The following is a 26,082-nucleotide window of genomic DNA, read 5'->3' as shown; positions in this document are numbered from 1 at the left end:
CCTGCCTAAACCTGTAGGAGCCAGCTTGCTGGCGATCCGTTCCGTGCAAAAACGTAGCCCGGGTAGAGCGAAGCGACACCCGGGACGCAATAGCGATGCGTCGCTGCCGGGCATCGCCAAAACAGAAAACCCGGCGCAGGGCCGGGTTTTCATGTGTCGCGCTACGGGATCAGCCGTCCAGCATTGCCTTGTCGCGTACCGCGCCCTTGTCGGCGCTGGTGGCGAGCAGGGCGTAGGCCTTCAGTGCGGTGGTCACTTTGCGAGGACGTTTTTCGACCGGTTTCCAGCCTTTCTTGTCCTGTTCGACCCGGCGTGCGGCCAGTTCATCGTCGCTGACCAGCAGGTTGATCGAGCGGTTCGGAATGTCGATCAGCACCTTGTCGCCATCCTGCACCAGGCCGATGGCGCCACCGGCGGCGGCTTCAGGCGAAGCGTGGCCGATGGACAGGCCGGAGGTGCCGCCGGAGAAGCGACCGTCGGTGAGCAGCGCGCAGGCTTTGCCCAGGCCCTTGGATTTCAGGTACGAAGTCGGGTAGAGCATTTCCTGCATGCCCGGGCCGCCTTTCGGGCCCTCGTAGCGAATGATGACGATGTCGCCTTCCTTCACTTCGTCAGCGAGGATGCCGCGTACCGCGCTGTCCTGGCTTTCGAAGATCTTCGCGTTGCCTTCGAACACGTGGATCGACTCGTCCACGCCAGCGGTTTTCACCACGCAGCCGTCGAGGGCGATGTTGCCGTACAGCACAGCCAGGCCGCCTTCTTGCGAGTAGGCGTGTTCGACACTGCGGATGCAGCCGTTCTCGCGGTCGTCATCCAGGGTTTCCCAGCGGGTCGACTGGCTGAAGGCGGTCTGCGTCGGGATACCGGCCGGGCCGGCCTTGAAGAAGTGGTGCACCGCTTCATCGTTGGTCTGGGTGATGTCCCATTTGGCGATGCCTTCAGCCATGGACGTGCTGTGCACGGTCGGCAGGTCGGTATGCAGCAGGCCACCACGGGCCAGCGAACCAAGGATCGAGAAGATCCCGCCAGCGCGGTGCACGTCTTCCATGTGGTACTTCTGGATGTTCGGCGCGACCTTGCACAGCTGCGGCACGTGACGGGACAGGCGGTCGATGTCGCGCAGGTCGAAATCGATCTCGGCTTCCTGGGCGGCGGCCAGCAAGTGCAGGATGGTGTTGGTGGAGCCGCCCATGGCGATGTCCAGGGTCATGGCGTTTTCGAACGCCTTGAAGTTGGCGATATTACGCGGCAGTACCGAGTCGTCGTTGTCGCCGTAGTAGCGTTTGCACAGCTCGACGATGGTACGCCCGGCCTGCAGGAACAGTTGCTCGCGATCGCTGTGGGTGGCCAGGGTCGAGCCGTTGCCCGGCAGTGCCAGGCCCAGGGCTTCCACCAGGCAGTTCATCGAGTTGGCGGTGAACATGCCGGAGCACGAGCCGCAGGTCGGGCAGGCGCTGCGCTCGTACTCGGCGACCTTCTCGTCGGAGGCGCTGGAGTCGGCGGCGATGACCATGGCGTCGACCAAGTCCAGGCCGTGGCTGGCCAGCTTAGTTTTGCCGGCTTCCATCGGACCGCCGGAAACGAAGATCACCGGGATGTTCAGGCGCAGGGCGGCCATCAGCATGCCGGGGGTGATCTTGTCGCAGTTGGAGATGCACACGATGGCGTCAGCGCAGTGGGCGTTGACCATGTATTCCACGGAGTCGGCGATGATCTCGCGGCTCGGCAGCGAATAGAGCATGCCGTCGTGGCCCATGGCGATGCCGTCGTCGACCGCGATGGTGTTGAATTCCTTGGCCACGCCGCCGGCTTTCTCGATCTCGCGGGCGACCAGTTGGCCCAGGTCCTTCAGGTGCACGTGACCGGGCACGAACTGGGTGAAGGAGTTGGCGATGGCGATGATCGGTTTCTTGAAGTCTTCGTCCTTCATCCCGGTGGCGCGCCACAGGGCACGGGCACCGGCCATGTTGCGGCCGTGGGTGGAGGTCTTCGAGCGGTAATCAGGCATGACGGATTCCTGCGGCTAATCAGGTAGGCATTGATAGGTGGGTGAGCGGATCAGCGGCAGATGACCGCGACGCAAGGTGGCATGGCGCACGACGGGATCTCCGTCTGCCTGCCTGGGCTCACAGGCCCGCCGAAGGGTGGGTGGCGGGAAATGCCCTGATTCTACGCCGCCGTAGACGCCAAGGGAAAGGCTGGTAGGCAACGCCCGGTGCGGTTGAGCGCTGTATCGCCCGGCGCGTCTTGGGCGATGTTCTATGTCAAAAGGCATACGCCAACTGTGCCCAGATACGTGGCTGGCGCTCGGTGTCGCTTTGCGCCGGGTGGTCGCCGACCTTCCAGCCGGCCAGTGCGCTAATGCTCCAGTGGTGATCCGACCAGCCTACGCCAAGGCCTGCCGAACTGAGGCGGCGTGGCGCGGTATCGGTGGCCAGGCCTGGGGTATTGACTCGCGCTTCGCCGTGATCGGCGAAGGCGACCAGTTGCCAGCTGTCGCTCAGGGCGTAGCGCAGCTCGGCGCTGGCCAGCCAGCCTCTGTCGCCGTACGCGGCGGTCTGGTGAGTGGAGCGCACGCCGAAGACGCCGCCGATATAGAGCTTTTCCGAGTCGTCCAGATTGTCATCGCTCCACTGACCCTCGGCGCGAAGGTACAGGGCCAGGCGCCCGCCCAGTTGTTGCAGACGTGTCAGATTGGCGCGCAGCACACTGAAGTGGCCGGCATCGGCCTTGCCGACCAGGGAGTAGGGCGAGCCGTCGATATTCAGGCTGCCCTCGCTCCAGCTCAACCCTAGGCTGGTGGTGGCGCCGTTCAGCAAGGAATCATGAGCAGTGGCGGAGAGACTGTAGTTGAGCACGCGCGAGCGTTTCTCACTGTCGATGCCGAGCAGGCCGATCTCGTCCTGTAGACGCTTGTCGTCGTACTGCAGGCGGGCCTTGAGGTTGAACGCCTGGTATTGCAGCAGTGGCTGGATGACGAAGGCACTGGCCGTGCGGGTTTTGCCTTTGGCGGCAAGTATTTCCAGCTCGTCTCCCAGTTCATAGGACAGATCCGAGAAGATTATGCCCAACCGGCTCGACCAGGGGCCGACTGCCAGGTGGTAGGCGCCCCAGTGATAATGGCCTTCCTCGGCCGAACCCATGCTGCGCAGGCTCAGCAGGTCACTCTGGTCGAGCAGGCCATGCAGATTGATGGCGCTGGCGAGCCGGCCTTTGTCGTCATGGCCACCGAAGTTATCCAGCGCCACGGCGCCGCTGAAGAATGGCATCGCGCTCAGGTCGTGCGGCGGTTGGTAGTGGGTGTCGCCCAGCGTCAGGCTGCTGCGTGACGGCAGATCGGCGATTTGCTGAAAGGGCAGCAAATCTGTCGCAGGGGGAGTGGCAAGGCAGGTGAGCGGCAGCACGGACAATGCGGACAACAGGCGGCAAGCCATGCGCATGGAGGAATACCGGAATGATCGTCGGGGGCGAAGCTCAGGATGGAGGAGTGAGCACGCGGTGGCGAGGCAAGATATGGCTTTGTGCTATCTGTGCGCAAGCCCCGCTGAGGTGAATCCGGGCCGCCCTCTGTGCATGGCAGCCCGGATTTACCAGGTTCTCAGAAGAGCTCGCGGCTGAAGCCGCTCCTATGGGGACACTGCTTTGCAGTGTGGGAGGGCTTTAGCCGCGGTGATTATGTTTTAGAAGAACCGCACCAGCTGTACCCATACCCGTGGACTGCGGTCGACGTCGCTCTGCGGGTCATCGTTGCCCAGCTTCCAGGCTGCCACGGCGTTGACCTGCCAGTCGTGCGCGGCCCAGCGTGCGCCTACGCCTGCCGCCGAGAGGCTGCGATGGTTTTCGCCATTGCTCCAGGTGTCCTTGTTCAGGCGTACCTGACCATGGTCGAGGAAGCTGCTCAGTTGCCAGCTATCGGTCAGCGCGTAGCGCAGCTCCAGGTTGGCCAGCCAGCCCTGGTCGCCGGATGCCTCGCCCTGCGGATAGGCGCGCACGCCATAGGCGCCGCCGAGGCTGATCTTCTCCGAGCTGTCCAGGTTGCCGTCGGCCCACTGGCCCTGCAACTGGCCGTACAGGCTGAAACGGTCGGTCAGGCGTTGCAGGCGCACCAGGCTCGGATTGAGCTTGTGGAAGCGGCCCTGGGTGCCGGCTGTCAGGTCATCGATGGCCTGATTCAGCTCGCCGTCGATATTCAGGCTGCCCTGGCTCCAGGCCAGGGCGAAGCTGTTGACGCCACCGCCGAGCAGGTTGTCGCGGCTGTTGCCGTTGAGGGTGGCGATGACCACACGCGAGCGCTTGTCGCTCTTGCTGTCGAACAGATCGATATCGTCCTTCAGACGCTTGTCGTCGAACTGCAGCTGGGCGTACAGGGAGAAGTCGCGGCTGCGCACCAGCGGCTGAATGGCATAAACGCTGGTGATCCGCGCATTGCCGTGGGCGTCGAGGTCGTCGAAGTCTTTGGCCAGTTGGTAATCCATATCCGAGTACGCCACGCCCACCTGGGTGGCCCAAGGGCCAATCGGCAACTGGTAGGCGATACGGCCGTACTGCTGGTCTTCATCCGAGCCCATGGCACGCAGCGACAGGCGATCACCCAGGCCCAGCGGGCTGTTGACGTTGAGCGTGCCGCCCAGGCGGTACTCGCCGGTGAAGCGGTTGCCGTAGTTGTCGGCATCGATGGAACCGGACAGCAGCGGGCCGGGCTGCACGTCCACCAGCAGGTCGGTGGCGCCGACCGAAGCGCCCGGCTTGAGGGTGGATTTCACTTCCACACCCGGCGTGTCGGCCAGCAGCAGCAGGCTGCGTTCCAGCGCTGCGGAACGTACCGCATCGCCCGACTTGAGTTGCGTGATCGGCGCCAGGGCGGCATCGCTGACCCGCGAGCTGTTGTTCAGGCCGACCTCGCCGTAACGGCCTTCCATCACCGCGATCTGCACCACGCCGCCGTCGATCTCCTGGGCTGGCAGGTAGGCCCGCGCCAAGGGGTAGCCACGCTCACGGTAGGCACGGGTGATGCGGTTGGCGCCGGCCTGCAGGTCGCCAAGGGAAACCGTGCGGCCTTGCAGATCGCTGAGTAGAACCAACAGCTCGTCGCTGGTTATGGCGCTGTTGCCCTGCAGGGTGAAACCGTTGACTTGCAGGCTCGGCCCGCTGGTGGTGGCCTCGGTTGCCGGCGCATCAGGCAGGTTCAGCTCCAGGCTCTGCTTGCCCGGCAATTGCAGCGGTTGCTGGTCGATAGTCTGTTGCGACTGGCCGGCGTCCGGCAGGGTGGCGGCCATCACGGACAGCGACAGCAGGGAAAGAGCGCTGCCGATCAAGGGGCGAACGAAACGCATGAATCAGATTCCTTCTGGCAGGCGGATGCCGTGGTTGATGACCTGCAGGTTCAGGTGTTCATCGAGTGGGGTGGTGACCAGCATGTCTGCGCTGATGGCGACAGACTCCTGGATTTGCAGGCTGGATTCGCTTGTCATGGTCTGACCGTTCGAGCTCAGCGCGCCGCTATAGAGTTGGCTGCTGAACGGGATCACGGCTGGCTGTACAACCGATACCTGCCAGATCGTGCTACTGCCACTGGGGCTCAGGCGGGGCTGACCCACTGGGCCGGCATTGGTGTTTACGGCAATGCTCCAGCCCAGATCGTTCTGGAAGAACGACAAGGTTTGCATCTGCGTTGTGGTCTTGGCGGTAACACCGGATGAGTCCCCGGTACCGACGCCTGCGCTCGTGCCGCTGGTTGCGCTGTTCCAGAAACTGTTGGTGATGGCGCTCCGGTTATCTCCGACCAGCGCGCCGGTGGAGGTGCCTGCCATTGTGGTTTTCACGCTGCCGGTTGCATAGGCGTTGCTGATGCGGCCAGTGTTCACTCCGACCAGCCCACCGAGTCCGTTCCACGCAGTCACTGCGCCGGTGGCGTAAGCGTTGGTGATGTCATTGGTGTTGTTTCCGACCAGCCCGCCGGTGTAGTCGATGCCCGCGACGCTACCGGTTGCATAGGCGTTGCTGATGATGCCATCGCTCCGTCCGGCCAGACCGCCGACGTTGCCGCTGCCCGAGACGCTACCGGTTGCATAGGCGTTGCTGATGCTGCCATCGCTCCGTCCGACCAGCCCGCCAGTGAAGGCGGCGCCCCTGACGTTACCGGTGGCATAGGCGTTGCTGATGGCACCCAAGCTGTATCCGACCAGCCCGCCGCCGAATCCGTATCCTCCTGTCGAGCTGCCGGTGGCATGGGCGTTACTGATGTCCTTGGTGCTGTATCCGACCAGCCCACCGATGTAGCGGTCTTTCCCTATCACGTTGCCGGTGGCATAGGCGTTGCTGATGGTGCCCTCGCTGTATCCGATCAGCCCGCCGACGTAGTCGCCTGTTCCTGTTCGTGGTTCTGGTGCTGTTCCTGTCACGTTGCCGGTGGCATAGGCGTTTTGGAGGGTGCTCTTACTGTATCCGGCCAGCCCGCCGAGGTAGCGGCCTGCCCCTGTCACGCTGCCGGTGGCATGGACGTTGTTGAGGGTGGCGGCTACGTTTCTGCCGATCAGCCCGCCGACGTAGTCGCCTGTTGCTGTCACGTTGCCGGTGGCATAGGCGTTGCTGATGCTGCCGTTGTTCAATCCGACCAGCCCGCCGACGCTGGTATCGCCCGCAACATCGCCGGAGGCATAGGCACTGCTGATGCTGCCGTTGTTGATGCCGACCAGCCCGCCGACAGATTCTAAGCCCGTTACACTGACGGTCGCGTAGGCGCTGCTGATGGTGCCGGTGTTGAGACCCACCAGCCCGCCGACATAGCCGCGGCCCTCGACGCTACCGGTGGCATAGGCATTACTGATGGCGCCTTGGTTGAAGCCGACCAGCGCACCGACAAAGTCGTTACCGCCGCTCGTCACGCTGGCATCCAGCAAACCGATATTACGGATAACGCTGCTGCTGTCGGTAAAGCCGAACAGACCCACATAAGGCCCGGACGCATTGATGGTCAGGTCGCTCAGGGTGTGGTTCTGTCCATCGAAGGTGCCAGCGAAGAAATCGGCGGCGCCACCCAACGTATTCCAGCCGGCTCCTCCATTGGCGGTGGCGCTGGCCAGGCTGTAATAGCCTTGGCTGTACTGGTTCAGATCGGCATTCAGGGTGAAATGCCCGCCCAGCGTGGTGGTGTTGAGATTGATGTTATGCAACTGCTGCCAGTTGGTTATTGCCCAGGGGTTGGCCTGGGTGCCGAGGCCTGAGTCGAAATACTGGTAGTCGGTCTTGCGCGTGACGCCTTGCAGCGTAGGCAGGCCGTAGAAGGCGTAACCGTCCGTGCCCGCGCCGGTGGCCGTCATGCGCCAGGTGTTGGCAAAGTCCCAGGTGGCGAAGGTGCTTGCGTCATTCAGTTCGGCCCAGGTTTTGCCAATGCCTTTGCCATTGTCGCCGTTGCTAATGGCGTTGCCATTGGCATCAGTGGTGGCATAGAAACTATTGGTGGTGGCACCGCGGCCTTCGCCCACCAGGCCGCCCAGGTAAGCGTCGCCAGTGACGCTGCCGGTGGCATAGGCGTTGTTGATGCTGCCGCCCCAGTTCAAGTCGTTGGTGCCGGCCAGGCCGCCTACATAGAAACGGCCGCTGACGTTGCCAGTGGCGTAGGCGTTGCTGATGCTGCCGCCCTCGTTGCCGCCCACCAGCCCACCCACGACCCGGCTGGTACCTCCGCCCGTGACGGTGCCGGTGGCGTAGGCCTTGCTGATGCTGCCGGTGTTGTAGCCCACCAGCCCACCGATGTTGTCCCCCCCATTGCCATTGACGTTGCCGGTGCTGAAGGCGTTTGTGATGCTGCCTTGGTTATAGCCCACCAGACCGCCCACGTTGGAATTGCTGCCATCAGCACCCGTGATGCTGCCACCCCCTAGGCCTATATCGCGGATGATGCCGCTGCTGACACCAAACAGACCGATGTAGCTGCTGCCGCTGGCGCTGATGGTCAGGTCGCTGATGGTGTGGCCGAGCCCGGCAAAGGTGCCGGTGAAACTGGAGCCGAACGATGTGCCGACCAGCGCGTGGTCGTAGGTGGTACCGCTGGCATCGAGGTTCTGCGCCAGCGCGTAATGGCCGGACAGGCCGGTGCTGTCGATATCGTCCAGCTGCGCCATGCTGTGGATCAGGGTGTATGCGGTGCCGTTTATGGCCAGGCTGGCGTTGGCGCCGCTGAGGGTGACCGGAGCGGCAACCTGATAATCGCTACCGCCGTAGTTCAGTACCAGCCCGGCCGATGCGCCGGTGGCGGTGATGGCCGAATTGATGTTGATGTTGCGCTCGGCAGTGAGGGTCAGCGTGTTGTTGCTGTTCCAGGTAATGGCGTCGTTGATGTGGATATCACCATCGCCCCCGGCCGTGCCCATGGTGGCGGTCTGGATTTCGAAGTTGTTGTTCTGTACCGCTGTCGACACCGCCGCGCCGGTCATATTGCCGCCGCTGGCCGCCACGGTGAAATCGTTGGGGTCGATCAGCCAGGTACCGGTCTTGCCGCTCTGTGCCTTGGTGGTGACTTTTGCAATGTCAGCCACCTTGACGTGGGCACCGGAGGTTTCGATAAAACCGCCGTTGCCGCCATTGGGTGCGCTGGCATCCAGGGTGCCGGCCACCTGCACGCTGCCGCCGTCAAAGCTGCCAAGCAGAACGATCTTGCCGTCCTTCTCGCCCAAGGTCTGCGCCTCGATCACCCCGGTGTTGTTGACCACGGTCTTGAGCAGCGCCTCACCGGCATTGGCGGTGAGCAGTACCTGGCCGCCGTCGGCCTTGATCAACTGGTGGTTCTCCACCAGCGCATCGAGCACGGCTTCATCGACCTGCACGTTAAGCAGGCCATCGCCGGCGAAGTCGAGGGTTACCGTATTGCCGGCCGCCAGGGCCACGCTGCCCTGGTTGGCGACGATCACGCCGTTGTTGCTCACCGTGCCGCCGAGCAGCGCCACCGCGCCGCCGTCGGCTGCAATGATCTTGCCGTTGTTGATCACGCTGGCATTGCTGCCGTTACCCTTGAACTGGTAGTTGCCGGCTTCGAAGTCGCTATTGCTGATATCCAGCGTCGAGGCGACCAGGCCACCGACGTTGACCTGGGCGCCCTGGCCGAACAGCACGCCGTTGGGGTTGATGATAAATACCCGGCCATTGGCATCGAGCTGGCCCATGATTTTCGAGCCATCGGCGCCGAGCACGCGGTTAAGCGCAATCGAGTCGCTGCCGGGTTGGTTGAAGGTCACCTTGTTTCCGGCAGCGATATCGAAACTCTGCCAGTTGATGGCCAGCTTGTTGCTGGCCTGGTCGATGATCATCTGATTGTTGGATGGTGTGCCAATCTGGCCATTGCCTGAGACCACCTGACCACCTGTCGGCAGGTCGGCAGCGAAGGCCATGACCGGCAGAAGCAGGGCTGCCACGAGTACTGCACCTGCGCCTTTGCCACGTCTACGGGCGTGCTCGTTGGCAACGCTCCAGGTGGCCAGGCTTGGGTTCCAGACGAGGGCATAGGTGCGGTTCATGCGATACTCCTTTAACGATCAAGACCGACCGGTTTGCCGATGCGCTGGGTGGCAAGGGGCGAGCCGGAAATTCAGAGCGCAGGCGCGTGCCGAGCAGCAGCCTGGTAAACAGGTATTGGACGTGAAGGTATTGGCCACTGGCTATCACTGAAACTAGGTAATTTCGGTCAATTTCTTGCGTCACGAATGCAGCGGCTCTGGCAGTTCTAAGCTGGGCTATACCTGATTCTGGTGATAGTCGAATGCCAGCATTGCTGCCAAACTCCGATCCTACGTTTACCCCACCGAGTTCCGTTCGCTGATGTCCACTGCCAGCCATACCCCTGATGATGCTCTGCTGCCGGCGCCGGTGCTGGTGGTCGAGGACGACCCGCTGATGCGCCAGCGGCTGTCGCGGGTGCTCGGCGAGATCGGCTATGCCAGTGATGCGGTGGCCTTCTCGGTGAACCTGGCCGAGGCGCGTACGCATCTCAGCAGCCAGCCCGTGGCCATGGTGCTGGTGGACCTGGGGCTGCCGGATGGCAATGGCATCGAGCTGATCCAGGAGTTGCGCGCACTCGACCCGGCGTTGTGGATTCTGGTGATCTCGGCCTGGAGCACCGAGGAGGCGATTCTCGGTGCGTTGCGCGCCGGGGCGACTGGGTACGTGCTCAAGGAGCGCGATGACCTGGAGGTGAGCCTGTCGATTCGTAGCGTGCTGCGTGGCGGTGCGCCAATCGATCCGTTCATTGCCCGGCGTATTCTGACCTTGTTGCCAGCTGCGCCCCGGTCTAACGAGTTGGCGGAGATTGAAACGCTCAGCGCCCGCGAGAGCGAAATTCTCGAATTGGTTTCCCGTGGGTTGAGCAACCGGGAAATCGCCGAACAGTTGACCATTTCCCGCCATACCGTCGAATGCCATATCAAACGGATTTACCGCAAGCTGGCCGTCTCCTCGCGCACCCGCGCGGTGAGCGAGGCCCGGCAACGCGGCTTGTTGTCCTGACGCTGCTGCTCGTTCTGCTGCCATGGTTTTCCAGCCTGGCGCAGGCGAGTTGCCAGCCGCTTATCAGCAGCGTGATGGCGGCCCCCGAACGGGCTGGTGATGGTGTGCGCCCGCTTGACGGCTGGCAGCCGGTGAGCCTGCCGGATCTATGGCAACGTCACTGGCCCGGCTTTCTCGGGCCGGTGTGGTATCGGCTGGATTGGCAGGCCGACTGCCCTGGCGAGCCGCTGGCATTGAATATCACGCGTATGGTCATGGCCGGCGAGGTGTGGCTCAACGACGATCTGATCTGGCGTGACGAGAGCCTGGTCGAGCCCTTGTCGCGTAGCTGGAACCTGCCACGCTACTGGCTGTTACCAGCCTCCGGCCAGCAGCAAAGCAATACCCTGTGGATTCGCCTGGTCGGCTCGGAGCATGCGGCGCCTGGTCTGGGTGCGGTGCGCCTGGGTATGTCCGAGCAGGTCTGGCCCGAGTACCGCCTGCAGTTGCTGCTGCAGCGCGAACTGATTTTCATCGGCCTGCTGATCTCCCTGGTACTGGGTGTGCTGTTCCTGACGTTCTGGCTGTTCCGCCGTCAGGAGCATGCTTTCGGCTGGGTCGCACTGGCTTCGCTACTGTGGTCGTTCGGCATCCTCAATATGCTGCTGACCTCGTCCTGGCCGTTCGCCAATGGCGAGGTTTGGGATCGCCTCAGCCTGGTGGCGTTGTCACTGTATTGCCCGGCGTTCTGCATGTTCATCTGGTCGCTCGGTAGCATGCGTTTTCCACGCTTAGGGCGTGTGCTCTGGGGCGTGACTATCGTGCTGTGCATGGCCACGCTGCTGGTGCCGAAGGCGCAGATTTCGGTGCTGCAGATGCTCTCTGCCTTTGTCCTCAGGGCTGCCTTGCCGGTGGTCTGCCTGCAACTGCTGTGGCATGCCTGTCGTGCACGTGAGGCCTACCTGATCCTGCTTGGCACGTGCATCTTTGGAGGGACTGTCTTCGAGGTTCTGGCTTTTACTGGTGTTTTGGGTGTTCCAGGAGTCTACGCGCTTCTGTCTGCACCGTTGATGTCGGTGGTGATGTTCCTGATCCTGGCCGCGCGCTTCTCCAGCAGCCTGCAACGCATCGAGCGTTTCAACGACGATCTGCAGGCCAGGGTCGACAGCACGCGCGCAGAGCTGACCCAAACACTACAGCGTGAGCACCAGTTGGAAGCCGACAACATTCGCCTCAACGAACGCCTGCGCCTGACCCACGATCTGCATGACGGTCTGGGCAGCTCGCTGATGCGCTCGATTACCACCATGGAACATGGTTCGGGGCTACGCGGTGAGCAGTTTCTGTCGGTGCTGAAGACCTTGCGCAGCGATCTGCGCGATGTGATTGACGGCTCCTCGGCGGTGCCCAGCTGGCAGTCACCGCAGGAGTGGCTGGCGCCGTTGCGTCGGCGCTTTATCGACCTGTTCGACGACCTTGGCATTGAGTCGCACTGGAGTCTGCCGGCGCAATGGCCGGGAGTATTCACGCCACCACAGTTGCTAGCCCTGACGCGCTTTCTCGAAGAAGCCCTGACCAACGTGCTCAAGCATGCCGGCGCCACCCGGTTGGAAGTGGGCGTACGCGCCGAGGCGGAGCATGGCCTGAGCCTGTGGGTTCGTGACAATGGCCGCGGCTTTGCCGTGGATGATGTGCTTGCTGCGGCCGCTGGCGTCGGCATGAGCAGCATGCGTATGCGCATCGAGCGCATGGGGGGGCAACTACGGATCGAGTCGGCCCCTGGTGAGACGCTGCTGACGGCGACTATCCAGGGCGACCAGGCGACTGCTCAGCACTAACCCCGCAGGATGGCAGTGGGGATCTGTTCCAGCGGTATCTCGCGGCTCACGGCGCCGAGTTTCATGGCCTCTCGGGGCATGCCGTAGACCACGCAACTGGCTTCGTCCTGGCCGAGGGTGAGGGCGCCGGCCTCGTGCATCTCGCGCAGGCCGCGGGCGCCGTCGTCGCCCATGCCGGTCATGATGATGCCCGTGGCGTTGGCGCCTGCAGCGCGGGCCGTTGAGCGGAACAGGACGTCCACCGAAGGCTTGTGACGACTCACCGGCGGGCCGTCGACCACCTCGACCAGATACTGGGCGCCGCTGCGTTTGAGCAGCAGATGGCGGCCACCGGGCGCTATCAGCGCACGGCCGGGCACCACCCGGTCGCCATGCCGTGCTTCCAGTACTTCCAGTTCGCAGAGGCCGTTGAGGCGTTCGGCGAAGGCAGCGGTGAAGCGTTCAGGCATGTGCTGGACGATGACCAGCGCAGGGCACACCCGTGGCAGGCGGGTGAGAATGTACTCCAGTGCCTGGGTGCCGCCGGTGGACGTGCCGATGGCGACGACACGTTCGGTGGTGCGCGCCATGGCGCCCTGGCCCGGCGGCAGAATGACGTCTGCGCTGAGCTTGCTCTGCACGGGCGCAGGCGGCGCGGCCTTGTTCTTTACCAGGCGGCTGACATTGGCGCGTGCCGCCGCCTTGACGGCATTGACCAGGTCATCGCTGGCATTGACGAGAAACTTGCTGAGGCTGGCCTGGGGCTTGGTGACGATACTCACCGCTCCGGCGGAGAGTGCCTGCATGGTGGTAGTCGCACCTTTCTCGGTCAGCGTCGAGCAGATCACCACCGGCGTAGGGCGCTCGGCCATCAGCTTCTTGAGGAAGGTGATGCCGTCCATACGGGGCATTTCCACGTCCAGCACTATGACGTCAGGCCACTCGCGCTGCATCTTGTCGAGGGCAAAAAGTGGGTCGGCGGCGGTGCCGATGACCTGGATCGCCGGGTCGCTGGCCAGCACCGAGGACAGCACCTGGCGTACCACGGCGGAGTCGTCGACGATCATGACTTTTATAGGTTTCATGCGTATCGCTCTCAGGTGTGACCGGATACGGCTGTTGGCGCCGTTTGTTTCAAGGCCAGATGGCCACTCCAGATGTCGAAGATCAGGTTGCGATGACCGACACCTCCCACATGTTCGCCGTGGCAACTGAGTTTCTTCTCGGTGATTAGACGCCTGGCCATGTCAACGTTCTGTAGACCCACATGCCGGCGGTTGCTATTCATGAGCGCGGGAAACATATGCCCGCCCCCGAAGATGCGTGCCTGGTAGTCGGACACTTTCGTACCACTGAGGCCTATGGCTTCGCACAGCAGGTTCATGACCTCATCGCCGTAGCGGCCGTCCGGATGGGCGGTTGGGCGGCCGCGCGTCGGCAACATGAAATGGCACATGCCGCCAAGGCGGGCATGGGGGTGCCAGAGCACCAGTGAAACGCAGGAGCCAAGCAGGGTTCGTACACGGGTGTAGGGGCCGCCGAAATGGTAGTCGCCGGGTTTCAGATAAACCTCGGCGATGGAGGGGGTGTTAGGCATCTGGTTTGCGGTAGATCGAAGGTTTGACGACCTTGAGCGTATCGTTGACGCCGTTCAGGCTCTCCGAGTGACTGATGAAGAAATGTCCGCCCGGGCGCAGGTGCTTGACCAGGCGAGCCACTACCTGGCGCTTGGTGTCAGCGTCGAAGTAGATCATCACGTTGCGCAGGAAAATTACATCGAACAAGCCCAGATCCGGTAGTGCGCTGTTCAGGTTGATCTGCTCGAAGCGGATGCGCTGGCGCAGCGACGGAGCGATCATCATGCGCCCCTGATTATCGTCGACGCCGCGCAGGCAATGCTTTACCAGCAGGTGGCGGGGGATGTTCTGGCTGTCTTCCAGGTCATAAACACCGCTGCGGGCCTGCGCGAGGATACGTTGGCTGATATCCGAGGCAAGAATCTCCCAGGGCCTTTCGCCGAGCCGTTCGGCCAGCAGCAGGGCCAGGGTGTAGGGCTCCTCGCCGCTGGAACAGGCGCCGCTCCATATGCGCAAGGGCCGTCCGCTGGGAATGGTGGCGGGGTTCTGCAGCAGTTCGCGCAGAAAGTCGAAATGCTTGGGCTCGCGAAAGAAATAGGTTTCGTTGGTGGTCAGCAGATCCACGCAGGTCTGCAGTTCCGCCGCGTCTTTGCTTATGCGGTTGAAGTAGTCGCCATAGCTGGCCATGCCAAAGGAGCGCAGGCGCTTGTTCAGGCGGCCGGCCACCAACGGTTTCTTAGCTTCGGAAAGGTGGATGCCGGCAATCTCGTGGATCAGGTGGCGGAACTGGCCAAATTCCCGGTCGGAAAGGGTGGCTTGAGTGGTTTCGCGCATATCAGCCCCGCGCGCCTTCGAGGCCATGCTGCTCGGCCTGGCTGAGCGCCGCATGTTCTTCAGCGGAGATGATCCGGCCGATATCGAGCATGACCACCAGCCGCTCATCGAGTTTGCCCATGCCACGAATGAAGTCGGCGCGGATGCTGCCACCGAAGCTGGGCGCCGGTTCGATCTGCTCGGCGTTCAGCTCGCGAACTTCGTTGACGGCGTCCACCACCATGCCGATCACCTGGGTACCGGTCTGGTTGAATATCTCCAGAATCACGATGCAGGTTCTCGGCCCGATGGCGGTGGCCCGGCCGCCGAAACGCTGACCGAGATCCATCACCGGCACCACGGCGCCGCGCAGGTTGATCACACCAAGAATGCTTGGCGGCATCATCGGCACCGTGGTCAGCCGGCCGTACTCGATAATTTCCCGCACGGCACGGATTTCAACCGCGAACAGCTCCTGAGCCAGGGTAAAGGTCAGGTACTGGCCCGACACCGCGGTAGCGTCGTCGAGCAGTCGGGTTTCGGCGCTCATGGCCTACTCCTGAAAGCGCACATAACCGGCCGGCAGGCCTGTTCCATGGCCCTGCTGGCCTTCGTCGCCGCGCAGTTGGCGAGCGGCATTGTTGCCACGGCTGTTCTGCTGCTTGTTGCGGGGTGGGTTGGCGGTCGTGATGCGCTCGCCACTGCCGCTGAGGCGGAAGAAGTCCATCAGTTGCTGCAGCTGTTCGGCCTGGCCGCTCATTTCTTCGGCAGTGGCGGCGAGTTCCTCGGAAGCCGAGGCGTTCTGCTGAGTCAGCTCGCTGAGCTGGTTCATGGCCGTGCTGATCTGGTTGACGCCGCTGCTCTGCTCGTCGGAGGCGGCAGCGATTTCCTGTACCAGGTCGGAGGTCTTGGCGATGGATGGCACCATCTCATCGAGCAGGGTGCCGGCACGTTCGGCCAGGGCCACGCTGTTCTTGGCGACTTCGCCGATTTCCTGAGCGGCTACCTGGCTGCGCTCGGCCAGCTTGCGTACTTCCGCGGCGACCACCGCGAAGCCTTTGCCGTGCTCACCGGCACGGGCAGCCTCGATGGCAGCGTTGAGGGCGAGCAAGTTGGTCTGGTAGGCGATGTCATCGACGATGCCGATCTTGTCGGCGATGGTCTTCATGGCGCGCACGGTGTCCTTGACCGCCTGGCCACCTTCACCCGCTTCGTTGGCGGCCTTGCTGGCCATGCCATCGGTCACCCGGGCGTTCTCGGTGTTCTGCGAAATGGAGGCGGACATCTGTTCCATCGAGGCACTGGTTTCCTCGACCGAAGCAGCCTGTTCGGAAGCGGCCTGGCTCATGCTCTGGGCGGTCGAGGAAATTTCCTCGGAGGCGCTGGACAGCGAGTCAGCGGAGCCACGGACTTCGGCAATGATCTGCGTGAGCTTCTCGCTCATATTACCCATCGATTTCAGCAACTGGCCGGTCTCGTCGCGAGCGGTGCTGTCCAGTTTCACACGCAGGTCACCTTCGGCCAGCAGGTTGGCGGCTTCCACCGCGCGGCTGAGTGGGCGGGTGATGCTGCGGCTGATCAGCAGACCGAGAACGATACCGATCAGCAGGCCGCCGATGATGACCGCGATCATCATCGTACGGCTCTGCAGATACAGCTCGGTGGTCTTGTCGTTGGCGATCCGGGCGTTGTTTGCCTTGTCTTCCGAGAGTTCGCCGATGATCTCATCGAGCTTGTCACCCTTTTCCCGTACCAGTGCCAGCTGGCGCTGCAGCTCCGGGTTCTCCGCGTACAGCTCCTGTGCTGCTGCGGTTTGCAGGGCCAGGGCCATGTTGCGCTGATACTCGACCCAGATGGTGTCGATTTCCCGGAAGCGTTCGAGGGAGCGCTCGTTGTAGAACAGCTCGCGGGATTCATCGATGTTCTTGCGGGCGGCCTCACTGTAGCGGGCGATATCGGCGAGGATGCGCTCGCGATCCTGCTCGGTTGTCGCCAGCAGGAAGTTGGAACGGGCACGGCCGATGAAGATGATATTGAGGTTGGCTTCCTTGATCTTGGAAAGCCCGACCAATTCCTTCTCGTACATGTTGTCCGCAAGGTCGTTCATGGTGGACGTATTGGCCAGGCCGATCATGCCAACCACGGCGCTGATACTGGCGACCAAGATGAACGCGACGATGAGCCGGGTACCGATCTTGAAATTGCTGAGCATGCTGGAGATCCTTTCGAATGGGAGAGTCGCTAGTGAGATCAAGGCCGTACGGTTCTGCCGACGTCGCTGGTGGTTGAGGTGCCAAGTGTTTCCAGATCGAGTACCTGGTCGAGCGCCAGGAGCGTGACGAAACGGTCGTCCAGACGAACGACACCCGTGATGAATTCGCTGCGCAGATGGCTGCCGAACGCCGGTGCCGGCTGGATCTCGTGCGGGCTGATCTCACGTACTGCGCTGACCGCATCGACCAGCACCCCGAGAGGTTGCGGGCGATCTTCGTCGGGTACGTCGAGGATGATGATGCAGGTGCGTTTGCCGAGCTCGGTACGCTTGCCGTTAAAGCGCGCCAGAAGGTCGATCACCGGCACCACGGCACCGCGCAGGTTGGTTGCGCCGCGTACCGTGGCCGGCATGCGCGGCACCGGGGTGAAGCGGGTGTACTCGAGAATTTCCCGTACGCTCAGGGTGTCGACGGCGTAGTGCTCGCCAGCGAGGATGAAGGTGAGGTACTGGTGCGCGGTTGACTCGTGCCCAAGTGTTGCCATGTTCATGCTTCGAGCCTCGCCCGGCGCGGGGCTTCCGGGGTGCTGGTGAGTTGGGTGAGCAGGCTGGGAATGTCGAGGATCAAGGCCACCGCGCCGTCACCGAGGATGGTGAAACCGCCGAGCCCCGGGCAGCTGGAGAACACCTTGCCCGGTGGCTTGATCACCGTCTGGAATTCACCGAGCAACTGATCGACGACCAGCCCGGCTCGCAGACCTGCCTGTTGCACCACCACCACGCTCTCGCGCCGCGGTGCCGGGCTGTCGTCCTCGAACAGCTCGCGCAGGCGGACAATGGGCAGCATCTGTCCGCGCAGTTCGAGATGGCCACCTTCCGGCAAGGTGTCGGCCTGCAGCTCGATGCATTCCTCCACTAGCTCCAGCGGAATCACGTAGCCAGCCTGGCCGACGCTGACCAGAAAACCGTCGATGATCGCCAGGGTCAGGGGCAGGCGGATACGGATGCGCGTGCCCTGGCCGAGGCTGCTGTCCAGCTCGATGGTGCCGCGCAGGGCGGCGATGTTGCGCTTGACCACGTCCATGCCGACGCCGCGTCCGGACAGGTTGCTGACCTGCTCGGCGGTGGAGAAGCCGGGCTCGAAGATCAGCGCGAAGATTTCCTTCTCGGTCAGCGTCTGGCCTTCGCCGACCAAGCCGCGTTCACGGGCTTTGGCGAGGATGCGCTGTGAGTCGAGGCCGCCACCGTCGTCGCTGACCTCGAGGATGATGCTGCCGGCATCGTGGTAGGCGTTCAGCGAGACGTTGCCCTGGGCGGGTTTGCCCCGTGCCAGGCGCGTGTCGACCGGTTCGATGCCATGATCCATGGCGTTGCGTACCAGGTGCGTCAGCGGGTCGGTGATGCGTTCGACCACGGTCTTGTCGAGCTCGGTTTCCCCGCCGCTGATGGACAGGGCGATGTCCTTGCCGAGCTCGCCGGATACGTCGCGCACCACGCGCTGGAAGCGGTTGAAGGTGCTGCCGATCTGCACCATGCGCAGTGGCAGTGCCGAGTCGCGCACTTCCTCCACTAGGCGTGACAGCAGCTCGGTGGCTTCGAGCATTTCCGGGTGGCCGCAGTTCTGCGCGGTCATCCGTGCGCCGGCGCCAGCGATGATCAGTTCGCCCACCAGGTCGATCAGCCGATCCAGCTTGCCGGCATCGACGCGGATCAGGCTGTTCTCGTTGCTGCGGTTTTCCTTGATCTGCTGTTGCTTGTGCAGCGCAGCGGCGATCACTGGTGGTTGCACCAGGCTTTCTTCCACCAGCACTCGGCCGATCGGGCGCGGCTCGTCACGCTCCTGGCCCTGCACCTGGGTGTGCAGCACGTCCTGCAGTTCGCTGGCGGTCAGGGTGCCGCAGCGCATGAGAATTTCGCCCAGGCGCATGTCTTCCTCGGGCAGGGCGCGGATCAGCTCCAGGTACTCGTCCGACTTGCTGTTGGGCGGCAGGATACGGATCAGGCTGTCTTCACGGACGAACTCGAAGGCGCCGTCGATGGTGGCCTTGTCGGCGTCACTGGCGAAGGCGACCTCGAAACCCAGGTAGCAGGTTTCTGGATCCATCTCGGCGGCTGCGGGGATGCGATCAAGCAGCGGCACGATGCTGATGATGCGCCCAAAGGTATTCAGGTAGCGGAACAGACCCAGCGGATCCATGCCGTTGCGCAGGGTGTCGGGGCCGAAACGCAGGGACAGGTGCCAGTGATCGGCACCAACGCCCGGGCCATGGCCGCGCTCGATACGCGTGGCGGCGGTCAGCACCTGCTCGGTGCCGGGCGCAGGTGGCAGATAATGTGTGAGGCGTTCGGCCAGCTGTTCGTGCAGCGCCTGAGTGTCGGGCTCCATGTTTGCCAGATCGATGCCGTCGTCGACCAGTGCGACCAGGCGCGCCAGGTGATCGCCCACCTGCAGGAAGAGGGCGGTCATCTCCGTGTCGAAGTGCAGCTCGCCGGTGCGTACGCGGTCGAGCACGCTTTCGGCGATATGGGTGAAGGCGACGATCACGTCGAGGCCGAACAGCCCTGCCGAGCCTTTGATGGTATGCGCCGCACGGAAAATGGCATTGATGGTGTCGGCATCGCCCGGGCTATTTTCCAGCTGTAGCAGGGCTTCTTCCATCTGCTGCAACAGCTCCTGGCTTTCGGCGATGAAGATCTGCAGCACTTCGTCCATATCCATGGTGACTACTCGCTCGCCGGCTTGATCAGAATGGGGTCGCCGAAAAAGGTGCCGAGCCCGCTCAGCTCGAAGGCTTCGATCACTGCCGGGCTGTGGTTGGTCAGGCGCAGGTCACAGGCCATGCGAGCCGCTTCCTGCTTGGCCAGAATCAGCAATTGCAGGCCTGCGCAGTCCAGTTCGTCGACGGCGCAGAGATCGAGCTCCACTTCCGTGTCCGGCGCGAGAACCTGCATCAACAGCTCCATGTGTTCGGCCGCGCTGTAGATGGTCAGGCCACCTTCCAGTGGCAGGATGCGGTAGAGGTTCTCGGCCGGCGCGTCGGTCATGGCAGAATCAGCTTGGACACGGCAGTGAGCATCTGCGCTGGCTGAAAGGGCTTGACCACCCAGGCCTTGGCGCCCGCTGCGCGGCCTTCTTCCTTCTTCGCTTCGCCGGCTTCGGTGGTGAGCATGATCACCGGGGTGAACTTGTAGGCGGGCATCTGCTTGACGTTCTTGACGAAGGTGATGCCGTCCATGTTCGGCATGTTCACGTCACTGATGATCAGGTGAACCTTGCGACCGTCCAGTTTTGTGAGGGCGTCCTTGCCGTCACAGCCTTCGATGACCTGATAGCCAGCCCCCCTGAGCGTAATGCTGACGACCTGACGGATGGAGGTGGAGTCGTCGACGATGAGTACGGTTTTGCTCATGGGGGAACCTCAGAAAAACGTGATTTCAGAATCGTTGCGCTTGGTGGAGCTGTCGCCGCGATGCACGTCGTGTTGCTCGGGCATGGTGTAGGTCTGCGCCAGTTCATACAGCCAGCGATCAACGTCCAGGGGCTCTGGGGTCAGGCCCTGGCGGCGTTGGGCGTTGCGCTCATGGAGATGGGCGAGCAGCTTGTCCTGGTCGCCGGCGATATGGCCGAGCATCTGGCTGGTTCGATCCTGGAACTGCAGCGCCACGAGCACTTCGGCGATGTCCTGGGCGACCGCTTCGCTCTGCGCGCGCATCGTTTCGTTGTGATTGACGATGTCGGTGGCGTTCTGGTTGAAGCGGTTGATTACCCCGGCGATCACTTCGCTGGCCTTGTTCAGGGTGGCCGTGTCGGTCTTGGTGTATTCCTGGGAAATGCTCAGGGTCTTGTGGATGGCGTCGTTGACGATCACCACGGTTTCGCCGATGCGCTGTCCGGTGTCACCTGACATCGACGAGAGCTTGCGCACCTCGTCGGCGACCACGGCGAAGCCGCGGCCGCTTTCGCCCGCCCGGGCGGCTTCGATGGCCGCGTTGAGGGCCAGCAGGTTGGTTTGTTTGGCGATGTTGGCGACATCCTGCGCCATGTCCTGCAACTGTTCGGTGAAGGTGGACAGTTGCATCACTTCCCTGAGCAGCGATTCCTTGCTGGCCAGTGCTTCGCGCAGGGCCAGGACGATCATGTCCAGTTCGTACTCACAGGTCGACAGCAGCGCCACCAGGCGTTTGCCTGCCTCGCGTTCGGTGTTGCCGCCCAGGCTGTTCTGGATGCGGGTGGCCAGTTGGGCAAAGCGTTCGCTGAGGGCGCTGATGGATTCTTCGGTGTGGCTGCGGGCCGTCTGGATTTGCTGCGACCAGAGCGGCAGCGTTTGCTCACACAAATGGCCGAGGTTGTCGACTTCGCTTGGCGCGGGCGTTTCGTGAGCTTGGGGGAGTTGTTGCACGGAGGCATTGCCTGGCAACGCCAGAATCGCCACCGCACCCACCACAATCAGGCCGGCCAATGCGGGCAGCGTACCCAGTGTTCCCTGGCCAACCAGTATTACGGCGGCGCTGCCGATGACCAGAATCAGCAAGGGGGCAATCAGGTGATGGATTCGCTCGCGCACTTCTTTGCTCCGCGGTGGGCTGGGATCAGGCTCCACGGAACGGGGATCGGGCGGGGGCTTCCTGCGCAGTGACCAGTCATTCCTTTGGACGCCCGCAGCATGCATTAACCTTCTTTGCTGAAGGCATCAGGGTTTGCTGGTTTATTGGCGCCAAAGTTCTTGCAAAAAGCTAAGGATATTCTTATCTGTTGTCGGATTCAGGAAAGGGTTGAGGCGAACTTGATCAAGTCTGCGTTGCTGGAGAAAGACATTTTCTCCATCAGATTAATCTTATGTGTGCTGACCGTTTTATTGCTGATCATCAACTGCTCCGCAATGTGATTCACGCTCAGGCCTCCGGCAAGTAGCCGCATGATCTGGAACTCTCGGTTGGTGAGGCTGTCGAGCCCGCTACGGGTGGACGGTTTGAGGCTGCTCAACGCGATGGGCTCGATTAGCTCGGGGTCGATGTAGCGGGCGCCAGCGCTTACTTTTCTCACCGCATCAATGAGCACTTCCGGTGATTGGCTCTTGGTCAGGTAACCGCCGGCTCCGCAGCGCAGCACGCGCATGGCGACCTGGGGATCGCTGTGCATGCTCAGCACCAGAATCGGCAGGGCCGGATGATGGTGGTGGACGCGTGTGATCAAGGCTTCGCCGCTCAGGCCGGGCATGCTGATGTCGAGCAGTAGCAGGTTCACCTTGGTGGTGCGCAGGCGTTCCAGGGTTTGCGGTCCATCGGCTGCTTCTGCGGCGATGTGGACGTCGTCGTAAAGCTCGAACAGGCGCTTCAGCCCTTCGCGCATGATCATGTGGTCGTCGGCGATCATCAGATTGATCATGGCTAGAGTCCTTGAGAGCGAGGTTTTACCGGGAATATCGCCTGCACGATGGTTCCCTGGCCGGGGTGGCTGAAGATGATGACTGGCCCGCCGAGGCGCTTGCCGCGCTCGCGCATGCCAGACAGCCCGGTTGAATCCGGCAGGGTATCGCTGAGAGTGAAACCGCAGCCGTCGTCGGAGATCTCCAGTACGTAGTCGTTGTCGCGGCGCTCGAGGCTGACGGCGGCCCAGCCTGCGTTGGCATGCCGCACGATGTTGGTCAGCGATTCCTGCACGATCCGGTACAGATGCGAAGCCTGCTCCGGTTTCAGGTCGATCGGTTTGGCCGGCAGGCTGCAGCGGCAGGGGATGCCAGACAGTCGCTTGAAATCCTCGGTAAGGTTTCGCAGGGTATTTTCCAGATCATGTCGCAGACGCCCGATGGGGCCCCCGAACTGTACGTCGCGTATGGCATTGATGGCACTGTGAGAGATGCTGATCAAGTGCAGGATCTGTTCGCTGAGATCCGGGCGCTCGCGCTTCAGGTGAATGCGCAGCACGCCCAGTCCCTGCTGCAATGCGGTCAGTTGCTGGCCCAGTTCGTCATGCAGTTCACGGGCTATGCGCTTGCGTTCCTGCGCTCTTGCCATGGCATATAGCTTGGCCTGGCGCTTGCGATGTCGGGCCGCATCGGTGTCCTTGTTTTGCTGCGTTCTGCTTTGGCTGCACTGCTGGGAGAGCATCGTTGCGTCGGTCACGTGGGCTCTTCTCTAATTTTTATGACGGGGTACCGCGCCTCAGCCACCGAAACGTATGCTCTGTGGTGGGTCGGTCTCCGGTACGGCAGAGCTGGCAAGAGGTGTCGGAGCGACGCGCCCAGTTATGGCGTGTGCGTTACCTGCTACCAACCCGGCGTGAATCATTCCCAGAGGCGCGTTCGTGTCATGCATCACACCAGACTTGGCCATGCGCGAAAGCAGATATCGCTGTCGCACCCGCCACACGAGTGTGGGCTGGCCTTGTTTGCGCCTGCCAGGTAAGCGTGGGCCGTGCTGTCAGCAGTTTTTGCTGGCACATGGTTGCCCACTGCGATCACTGGCGTGTGCAGGAGGTGGTGCGAGCGCCGTGACGATCAAACGTCGGGCGTTGCGAGAAGAGGAGTAGATCATCTGGCTATGAACTCTGTGCTGCTGAGAACTTAGCATATCGTCCACGCCGCTCGTGATAACAGAGGAAGATGCATCATCACGTAAATCCGGGCGTTTCAGATCTGCCCAGTGCAGACCGCAGTCGAGCGCGAGGGTTCGACGAGCCCCGGCCACCCACTGTTGGCGTAGGCTGTCTTCGACGCAGAAGACAGCCCTGTGCGCAGTGGTTCGCCGCTTAGTGAGGCCAGATTGCACGTGACAACGTGCTCTAACCCGCTACAGCCGGCAGGGCTGCTATCAGCTATTGGGCAGCAGGCGCACGGTCATGCTCTTGATGTAACGGGTTTCGCCGATAGCCGGATGCACCGGGTGATCCGGGCCCTGGCCGCCGCGCTCGAGCAGTTGGATGTTGCGATCCAGATGGCGAGCGCTGGTCAGCAGGATGTTCTGCAGGTTGTCTTCTTCCAGGTGCATCGAGCAGCTGGCGCTGACCAGTATGCCGTCCTTGTTGAGCAGGCGCATGGCTGTTTCGTTGAGGCGGCGGTACGCAGCCTCGCCGTTCTTGATGTCCTTCTTGCGCTTGATGAAGGCGGGTGGGTCGGCGATCACCACGTCGAAACGCTCTTCGGCCGACTTGAGCTCGCGCAGGGCGGCGAACACGTCACCTTCCACGCAGGTCATCTTCTCGGCGAAGCCGTTGAGCGTTGCGTTACGCTCGACACCGTCGAGGGCGAAGGCCGAGGCGTCCACGCAGAACACTTCACTGGCGCCGAACGCCGCAGCCTGCACGCCCCAGCCCCCGATATAGCTGAACAGGTCGAGCACGCGTTTGCCCTGCACATAGGGCGCCAGGCGGGCACGGTTCATGCGGTGGTCGTAGAACCAGCCGGTCTTCTGGCCTTCGATCACCGGCGCTTCGAACTTCACGCCGTTCTCTTCAAGGGCGACCCACTCCGGCACCACGCCGAACGCGGTATCCACGTAGCGCTCGAGGCCTTCGGCATCGCGTGCGGCGGAGTCGTTCTTGAGCAGGATGCCGCTGGGCTTGATCACCTGGATCAGCGCCGCCAGTACGTCATCCTTGTGGCGCTCCATGGTCGCGGAGGCCAGTTGCACTACCAGAATGTCGAAGAAACGGTCGACCACCAGGCCCGGCAGCAGGTCGGAGTCGCCGTACACGAGGCGATAGCAGGGTTTGTCGAACAGCCGCTCGCGCAGGCTCAGGGCCACGTTGATGCGGTGCACCAGCAGGGATTTGTCCAGCACGTGCTTGACGTCACGGGACAGCAGGCGGGCGCAGATCAGGTTGTTCGGGCTGACGGCGACGATGCCCAGTGGCTTGCCGCCGGCGGCTTCGAGGATCGCCTGGTCGCCCGCTTCGAAGGCGTTGAGCGGCGTGACGGCCACATCGATCTCGTTGCTGTAGACCCACAAATGGCCGGCGCGCAGGCGTCGGTCGGCATTGGCTTTCAGGCGCAGGCTGGGCAGGGACATGGTGGGCTCCGTCGTAAAAAACGCGCATTCTAAACGAGCAACCCGATGGGTGCTTGGTGACAGATGAAAAAGCTGGAAGCCGCTGATCTGCTTTGTCCCAGTGCTCGGCCTGTTCTATACCGCTTGGCTTTTTTGTTTAGCCCAGCCGATGGCCGGTAAATTTACTCTGTAACCGTCGGGTAAAAGTCATCTGCCACAGGGTAAACTGTGCACTCCATCACCTTTCATGCCCCGCCGCCCCTATGGAAAAAGAACTCTCCGCCGAGCAGATCCAGACGTTTCTGCAGGGCATCAGCGTGCCGCCGCAACCGCAGATCATGGTTGACCTGCAGTTCGAACAATACATGCCAAGCCCGGATCTCAAGGCCATTGCGCGGCTGATCAGTCAGGATCCGGGGCTCTCCGGGGCCTTGTTGAAAATCGTCAATTCGCCGTATTTCGGCCTGGCCAACCGTATCGGCTCGATCCAGCGGGCGGTCAACCTGCTTGGCAGCCGCTCGGTGATCAACATGGTCAACGCGCTGTCGATCCGTGGCGAGATGAGCGACGACACCATCGTCACCCTCAACCGCTTTTGGGACACCGCCCAGGATGTGGCCATGACCTGCCTGACCCTGGCCAAGCGCATCGGCTACGAGTCCGTGGACGAGGCTTACACCCTGGGCCTGTTCCACAACTGCGGCATTCCGCTGATGCTCAAGCGCTTTCCCGACTACATGACGGTGCTTGAAGAGTCCTACGCCAGCGCCAGTGCCGAGCGACGCATCGTCGACACCGAGAACCGCCTGCTCAACACCAACCACGCGGTGGTCGGCTACTTCACGGCCAAATCGTGGAACCTGCCCCTTCATCTCTGCGAGGCCATTGCCAATCATCACAACGCGCTGGCCATCTTCGCCGATGACAATGGTCGTGATGGGCAGCTGAAGAATCTGCTGGCGATCCTCAAGATGGCCGAGCACATCTGCCGCAGTTATCAGGTGTTGGGCAATCAGAGCGAGGATCACGAGTGGCAGAGCATCGAGCCGCTGATCCTCGATTATGTGGGGCTTTCCAACTACGACTTCGAGAGTCTGCGCGAGAGCATCCGCGACCTCGGCGCCGCCTGATCCGCCCCGCGCCCTACAGTTGACGTCACGACCTGGCAGCGCCTAGGGTGCTGCCTTGCCACTTTGCCGAA

General features: G+C 62.5%; 19 protein-coding genes and 1 pseudogene. 3 read left to right on the top strand and 17 right to left on the bottom strand.

Features of this window, described 5'->3' with window-relative positions; genetic code table 11:
- Positions 1–169: 169 nt before the first annotated feature.
- From ilvD to K5Q02_RS03590, 4 genes are all read right to left on the bottom strand, one after another.
- Positions 170–2,008: a dihydroxy-acid dehydratase gene (gene ilvD / locus K5Q02_RS03605; RefSeq protein WP_225836467.1), complete on the bottom strand. Its 1,839-nt coding sequence runs from the start codon at positions 2,006–2,008 to the stop codon at positions 170–172.
- 256 nt (positions 2,009–2,264) lie between these two features.
- Entirely contained in the window at positions 2,265–3,440 is a 1,176-nt protein-coding gene (locus K5Q02_RS03600) for a ShlB/FhaC/HecB family hemolysin secretion/activation protein (protein WP_225836466.1), read from the bottom strand.
- A gap of 240 nt (positions 3,441–3,680) precedes the next feature.
- Positions 3,681–5,333: a ShlB/FhaC/HecB family hemolysin secretion/activation protein gene (locus K5Q02_RS03595; protein WP_225836464.1), complete on the bottom strand. Its 1,653-nt coding sequence runs from the start codon at positions 5,331–5,333 to the stop codon at positions 3,681–3,683.
- 3 nt (positions 5,334–5,336) lie between these two features.
- Entirely contained in the window at positions 5,337–9,512 is a 4,176-nt protein-coding gene (locus K5Q02_RS03590) for a GLUG motif-containing protein (RefSeq protein WP_225836462.1), read from the bottom strand.
- A gap of 301 nt (positions 9,513–9,813) precedes the next feature.
- Between K5Q02_RS03590 and K5Q02_RS03585 the strand changes: the two genes are divergently transcribed.
- Both K5Q02_RS03585 and K5Q02_RS03580 read left to right on the top strand, forming a co-directional pair.
- Positions 9,814–10,497 carry a response regulator gene (locus K5Q02_RS03585; RefSeq protein ID WP_225836460.1) on the top strand — a complete coding sequence of 228 codons (684 nt, stop codon included), beginning with the start codon at positions 9,814–9,816 and terminating at the stop codon, positions 10,495–10,497.
- Positions 10,498–10,601: 104 nt separating this feature from the next.
- Positions 10,602–12,314 (top strand): sensor histidine kinase, encoded by a 1,713-nt coding sequence (locus K5Q02_RS03580; protein ID WP_225836459.1) that lies wholly within the window; start codon positions 10,602–10,604, stop codon positions 12,312–12,314.
- Here the strand turns inward: K5Q02_RS03580 and K5Q02_RS03575 are convergent.
- The 13 genes and pseudogenes from K5Q02_RS03575 to K5Q02_RS03515 all read right to left on the bottom strand — a co-directional run bounded on the left by K5Q02_RS03575 (position 12,311) and on the right by K5Q02_RS03515 (position 24,902).
- Positions 12,311–13,378 (bottom strand): protein-glutamate methylesterase/protein-glutamine glutaminase, encoded by a 1,068-nt coding sequence (locus K5Q02_RS03575; RefSeq protein ID WP_225836457.1) that lies wholly within the window; start codon positions 13,376–13,378, stop codon positions 12,311–12,313. The two genes, K5Q02_RS03580 and K5Q02_RS03575, sit on opposite strands and share 4 nt — an antisense overlap.
- A gap of 11 nt (positions 13,379–13,389) precedes the next feature.
- Positions 13,390–13,890, bottom strand: a complete 501-nt coding sequence (locus K5Q02_RS03570) for a chemotaxis protein CheD (RefSeq protein ID WP_225836455.1) — start codon at positions 13,888–13,890, stop codon at positions 13,390–13,392.
- On the bottom strand, positions 13,883–14,704 hold the full coding sequence (locus K5Q02_RS03565; protein ID WP_225836453.1) for a CheR family methyltransferase: 822 nt from the start codon (positions 14,702–14,704) through the stop codon (positions 13,883–13,885). Before K5Q02_RS03565 ends, K5Q02_RS03570 begins: the two co-directional genes overlap by 8 nt.
- A gap of 1 nt (position 14,705) precedes the next feature.
- Positions 14,706–15,233, bottom strand: coding sequence for a chemotaxis protein CheW (locus tag K5Q02_RS03560; RefSeq protein ID WP_225836451.1), 528 nt, complete (start codon positions 15,231–15,233; stop codon positions 14,706–14,708).
- A gap of 3 nt (positions 15,234–15,236) precedes the next feature.
- The gene (locus K5Q02_RS03555) at positions 15,237–16,895 is read right to left on the bottom strand and encodes a methyl-accepting chemotaxis protein (RefSeq protein ID WP_225836446.1); all 1,659 of its coding nucleotides are present in this window, start codon (positions 16,893–16,895) and stop codon (positions 15,237–15,239) included.
- Positions 16,896–16,933: 38 nt separating this feature from the next.
- Complete coding sequence (locus tag K5Q02_RS03550) at positions 16,934–17,446, bottom strand: chemotaxis protein CheW (protein ID WP_225836443.1); 513 nt, start codon at positions 17,444–17,446, stop codon at positions 16,934–16,936.
- Positions 17,443–19,614 carry a chemotaxis protein CheA gene (locus tag K5Q02_RS03545; protein ID WP_225836440.1) on the bottom strand — a complete coding sequence of 724 codons (2,172 nt, stop codon included), beginning with the start codon at positions 19,612–19,614 and terminating at the stop codon, positions 17,443–17,445. The genes K5Q02_RS03550 and K5Q02_RS03545 overlap by 4 nt, the downstream gene beginning before the upstream one ends.
- A gap of 5 nt (positions 19,615–19,619) precedes the next feature.
- Positions 19,620–19,940, bottom strand: a complete 321-nt coding sequence (locus tag K5Q02_RS03540; protein ID WP_225836438.1) for an STAS domain-containing protein — start codon at positions 19,938–19,940, stop codon at positions 19,620–19,622.
- Positions 19,937–20,305 carry a response regulator gene (locus K5Q02_RS03535; RefSeq protein ID WP_225836435.1) on the bottom strand — a complete coding sequence of 123 codons (369 nt, stop codon included), beginning with the start codon at positions 20,303–20,305 and terminating at the stop codon, positions 19,937–19,939. Before K5Q02_RS03535 ends, K5Q02_RS03540 begins: the two co-directional genes overlap by 4 nt.
- Positions 20,306–20,314: 9 nt before the next feature.
- Positions 20,315–20,929: pseudogene (locus tag K5Q02_RS24495) on the bottom strand (methyl-accepting chemotaxis protein); the annotation flags it as partial.
- 728 nt (positions 20,930–21,657) lie between these two features.
- The gene (locus tag K5Q02_RS03525) at positions 21,658–22,281 is read right to left on the bottom strand and encodes a response regulator (RefSeq protein WP_225836431.1); all 624 of its coding nucleotides are present in this window, start codon (positions 22,279–22,281) and stop codon (positions 21,658–21,660) included.
- 2 nt (positions 22,282–22,283) lie between these two features.
- Entirely contained in the window at positions 22,284–23,018 is a 735-nt protein-coding gene (locus tag K5Q02_RS03520; protein WP_225836429.1) for a sensor histidine kinase, read from the bottom strand.
- Positions 23,019–23,705: 687 nt separating this feature from the next.
- Positions 23,706–24,902: a class I SAM-dependent rRNA methyltransferase gene (locus K5Q02_RS03515; protein ID WP_225836427.1), complete on the bottom strand. Its 1,197-nt coding sequence runs from the start codon at positions 24,900–24,902 to the stop codon at positions 23,706–23,708.
- A gap of 296 nt (positions 24,903–25,198) precedes the next feature.
- Here K5Q02_RS03515 and K5Q02_RS03510 point away from each other — a divergent pair, with 296 nt between their 5' ends.
- Entirely contained in the window at positions 25,199–26,011 is an 813-nt protein-coding gene (locus tag K5Q02_RS03510; protein ID WP_225839556.1) for an HDOD domain-containing protein, read from the top strand.
- The last annotated feature ends 71 nt before the right edge of the window (positions 26,012–26,082 follow it).

Origin of the sequence: Pseudomonas sp. MM211 (assembly GCF_020386635.1) — a bacterium.
Lineage (GTDB): Bacteria > Pseudomonadota > Gammaproteobacteria > Pseudomonadales > Pseudomonadaceae > Aquipseudomonas.
The sequence above is the reverse complement of the archived record's forward strand: the minus strand, read 5'-3'. Positions and strand labels throughout refer to the sequence as shown.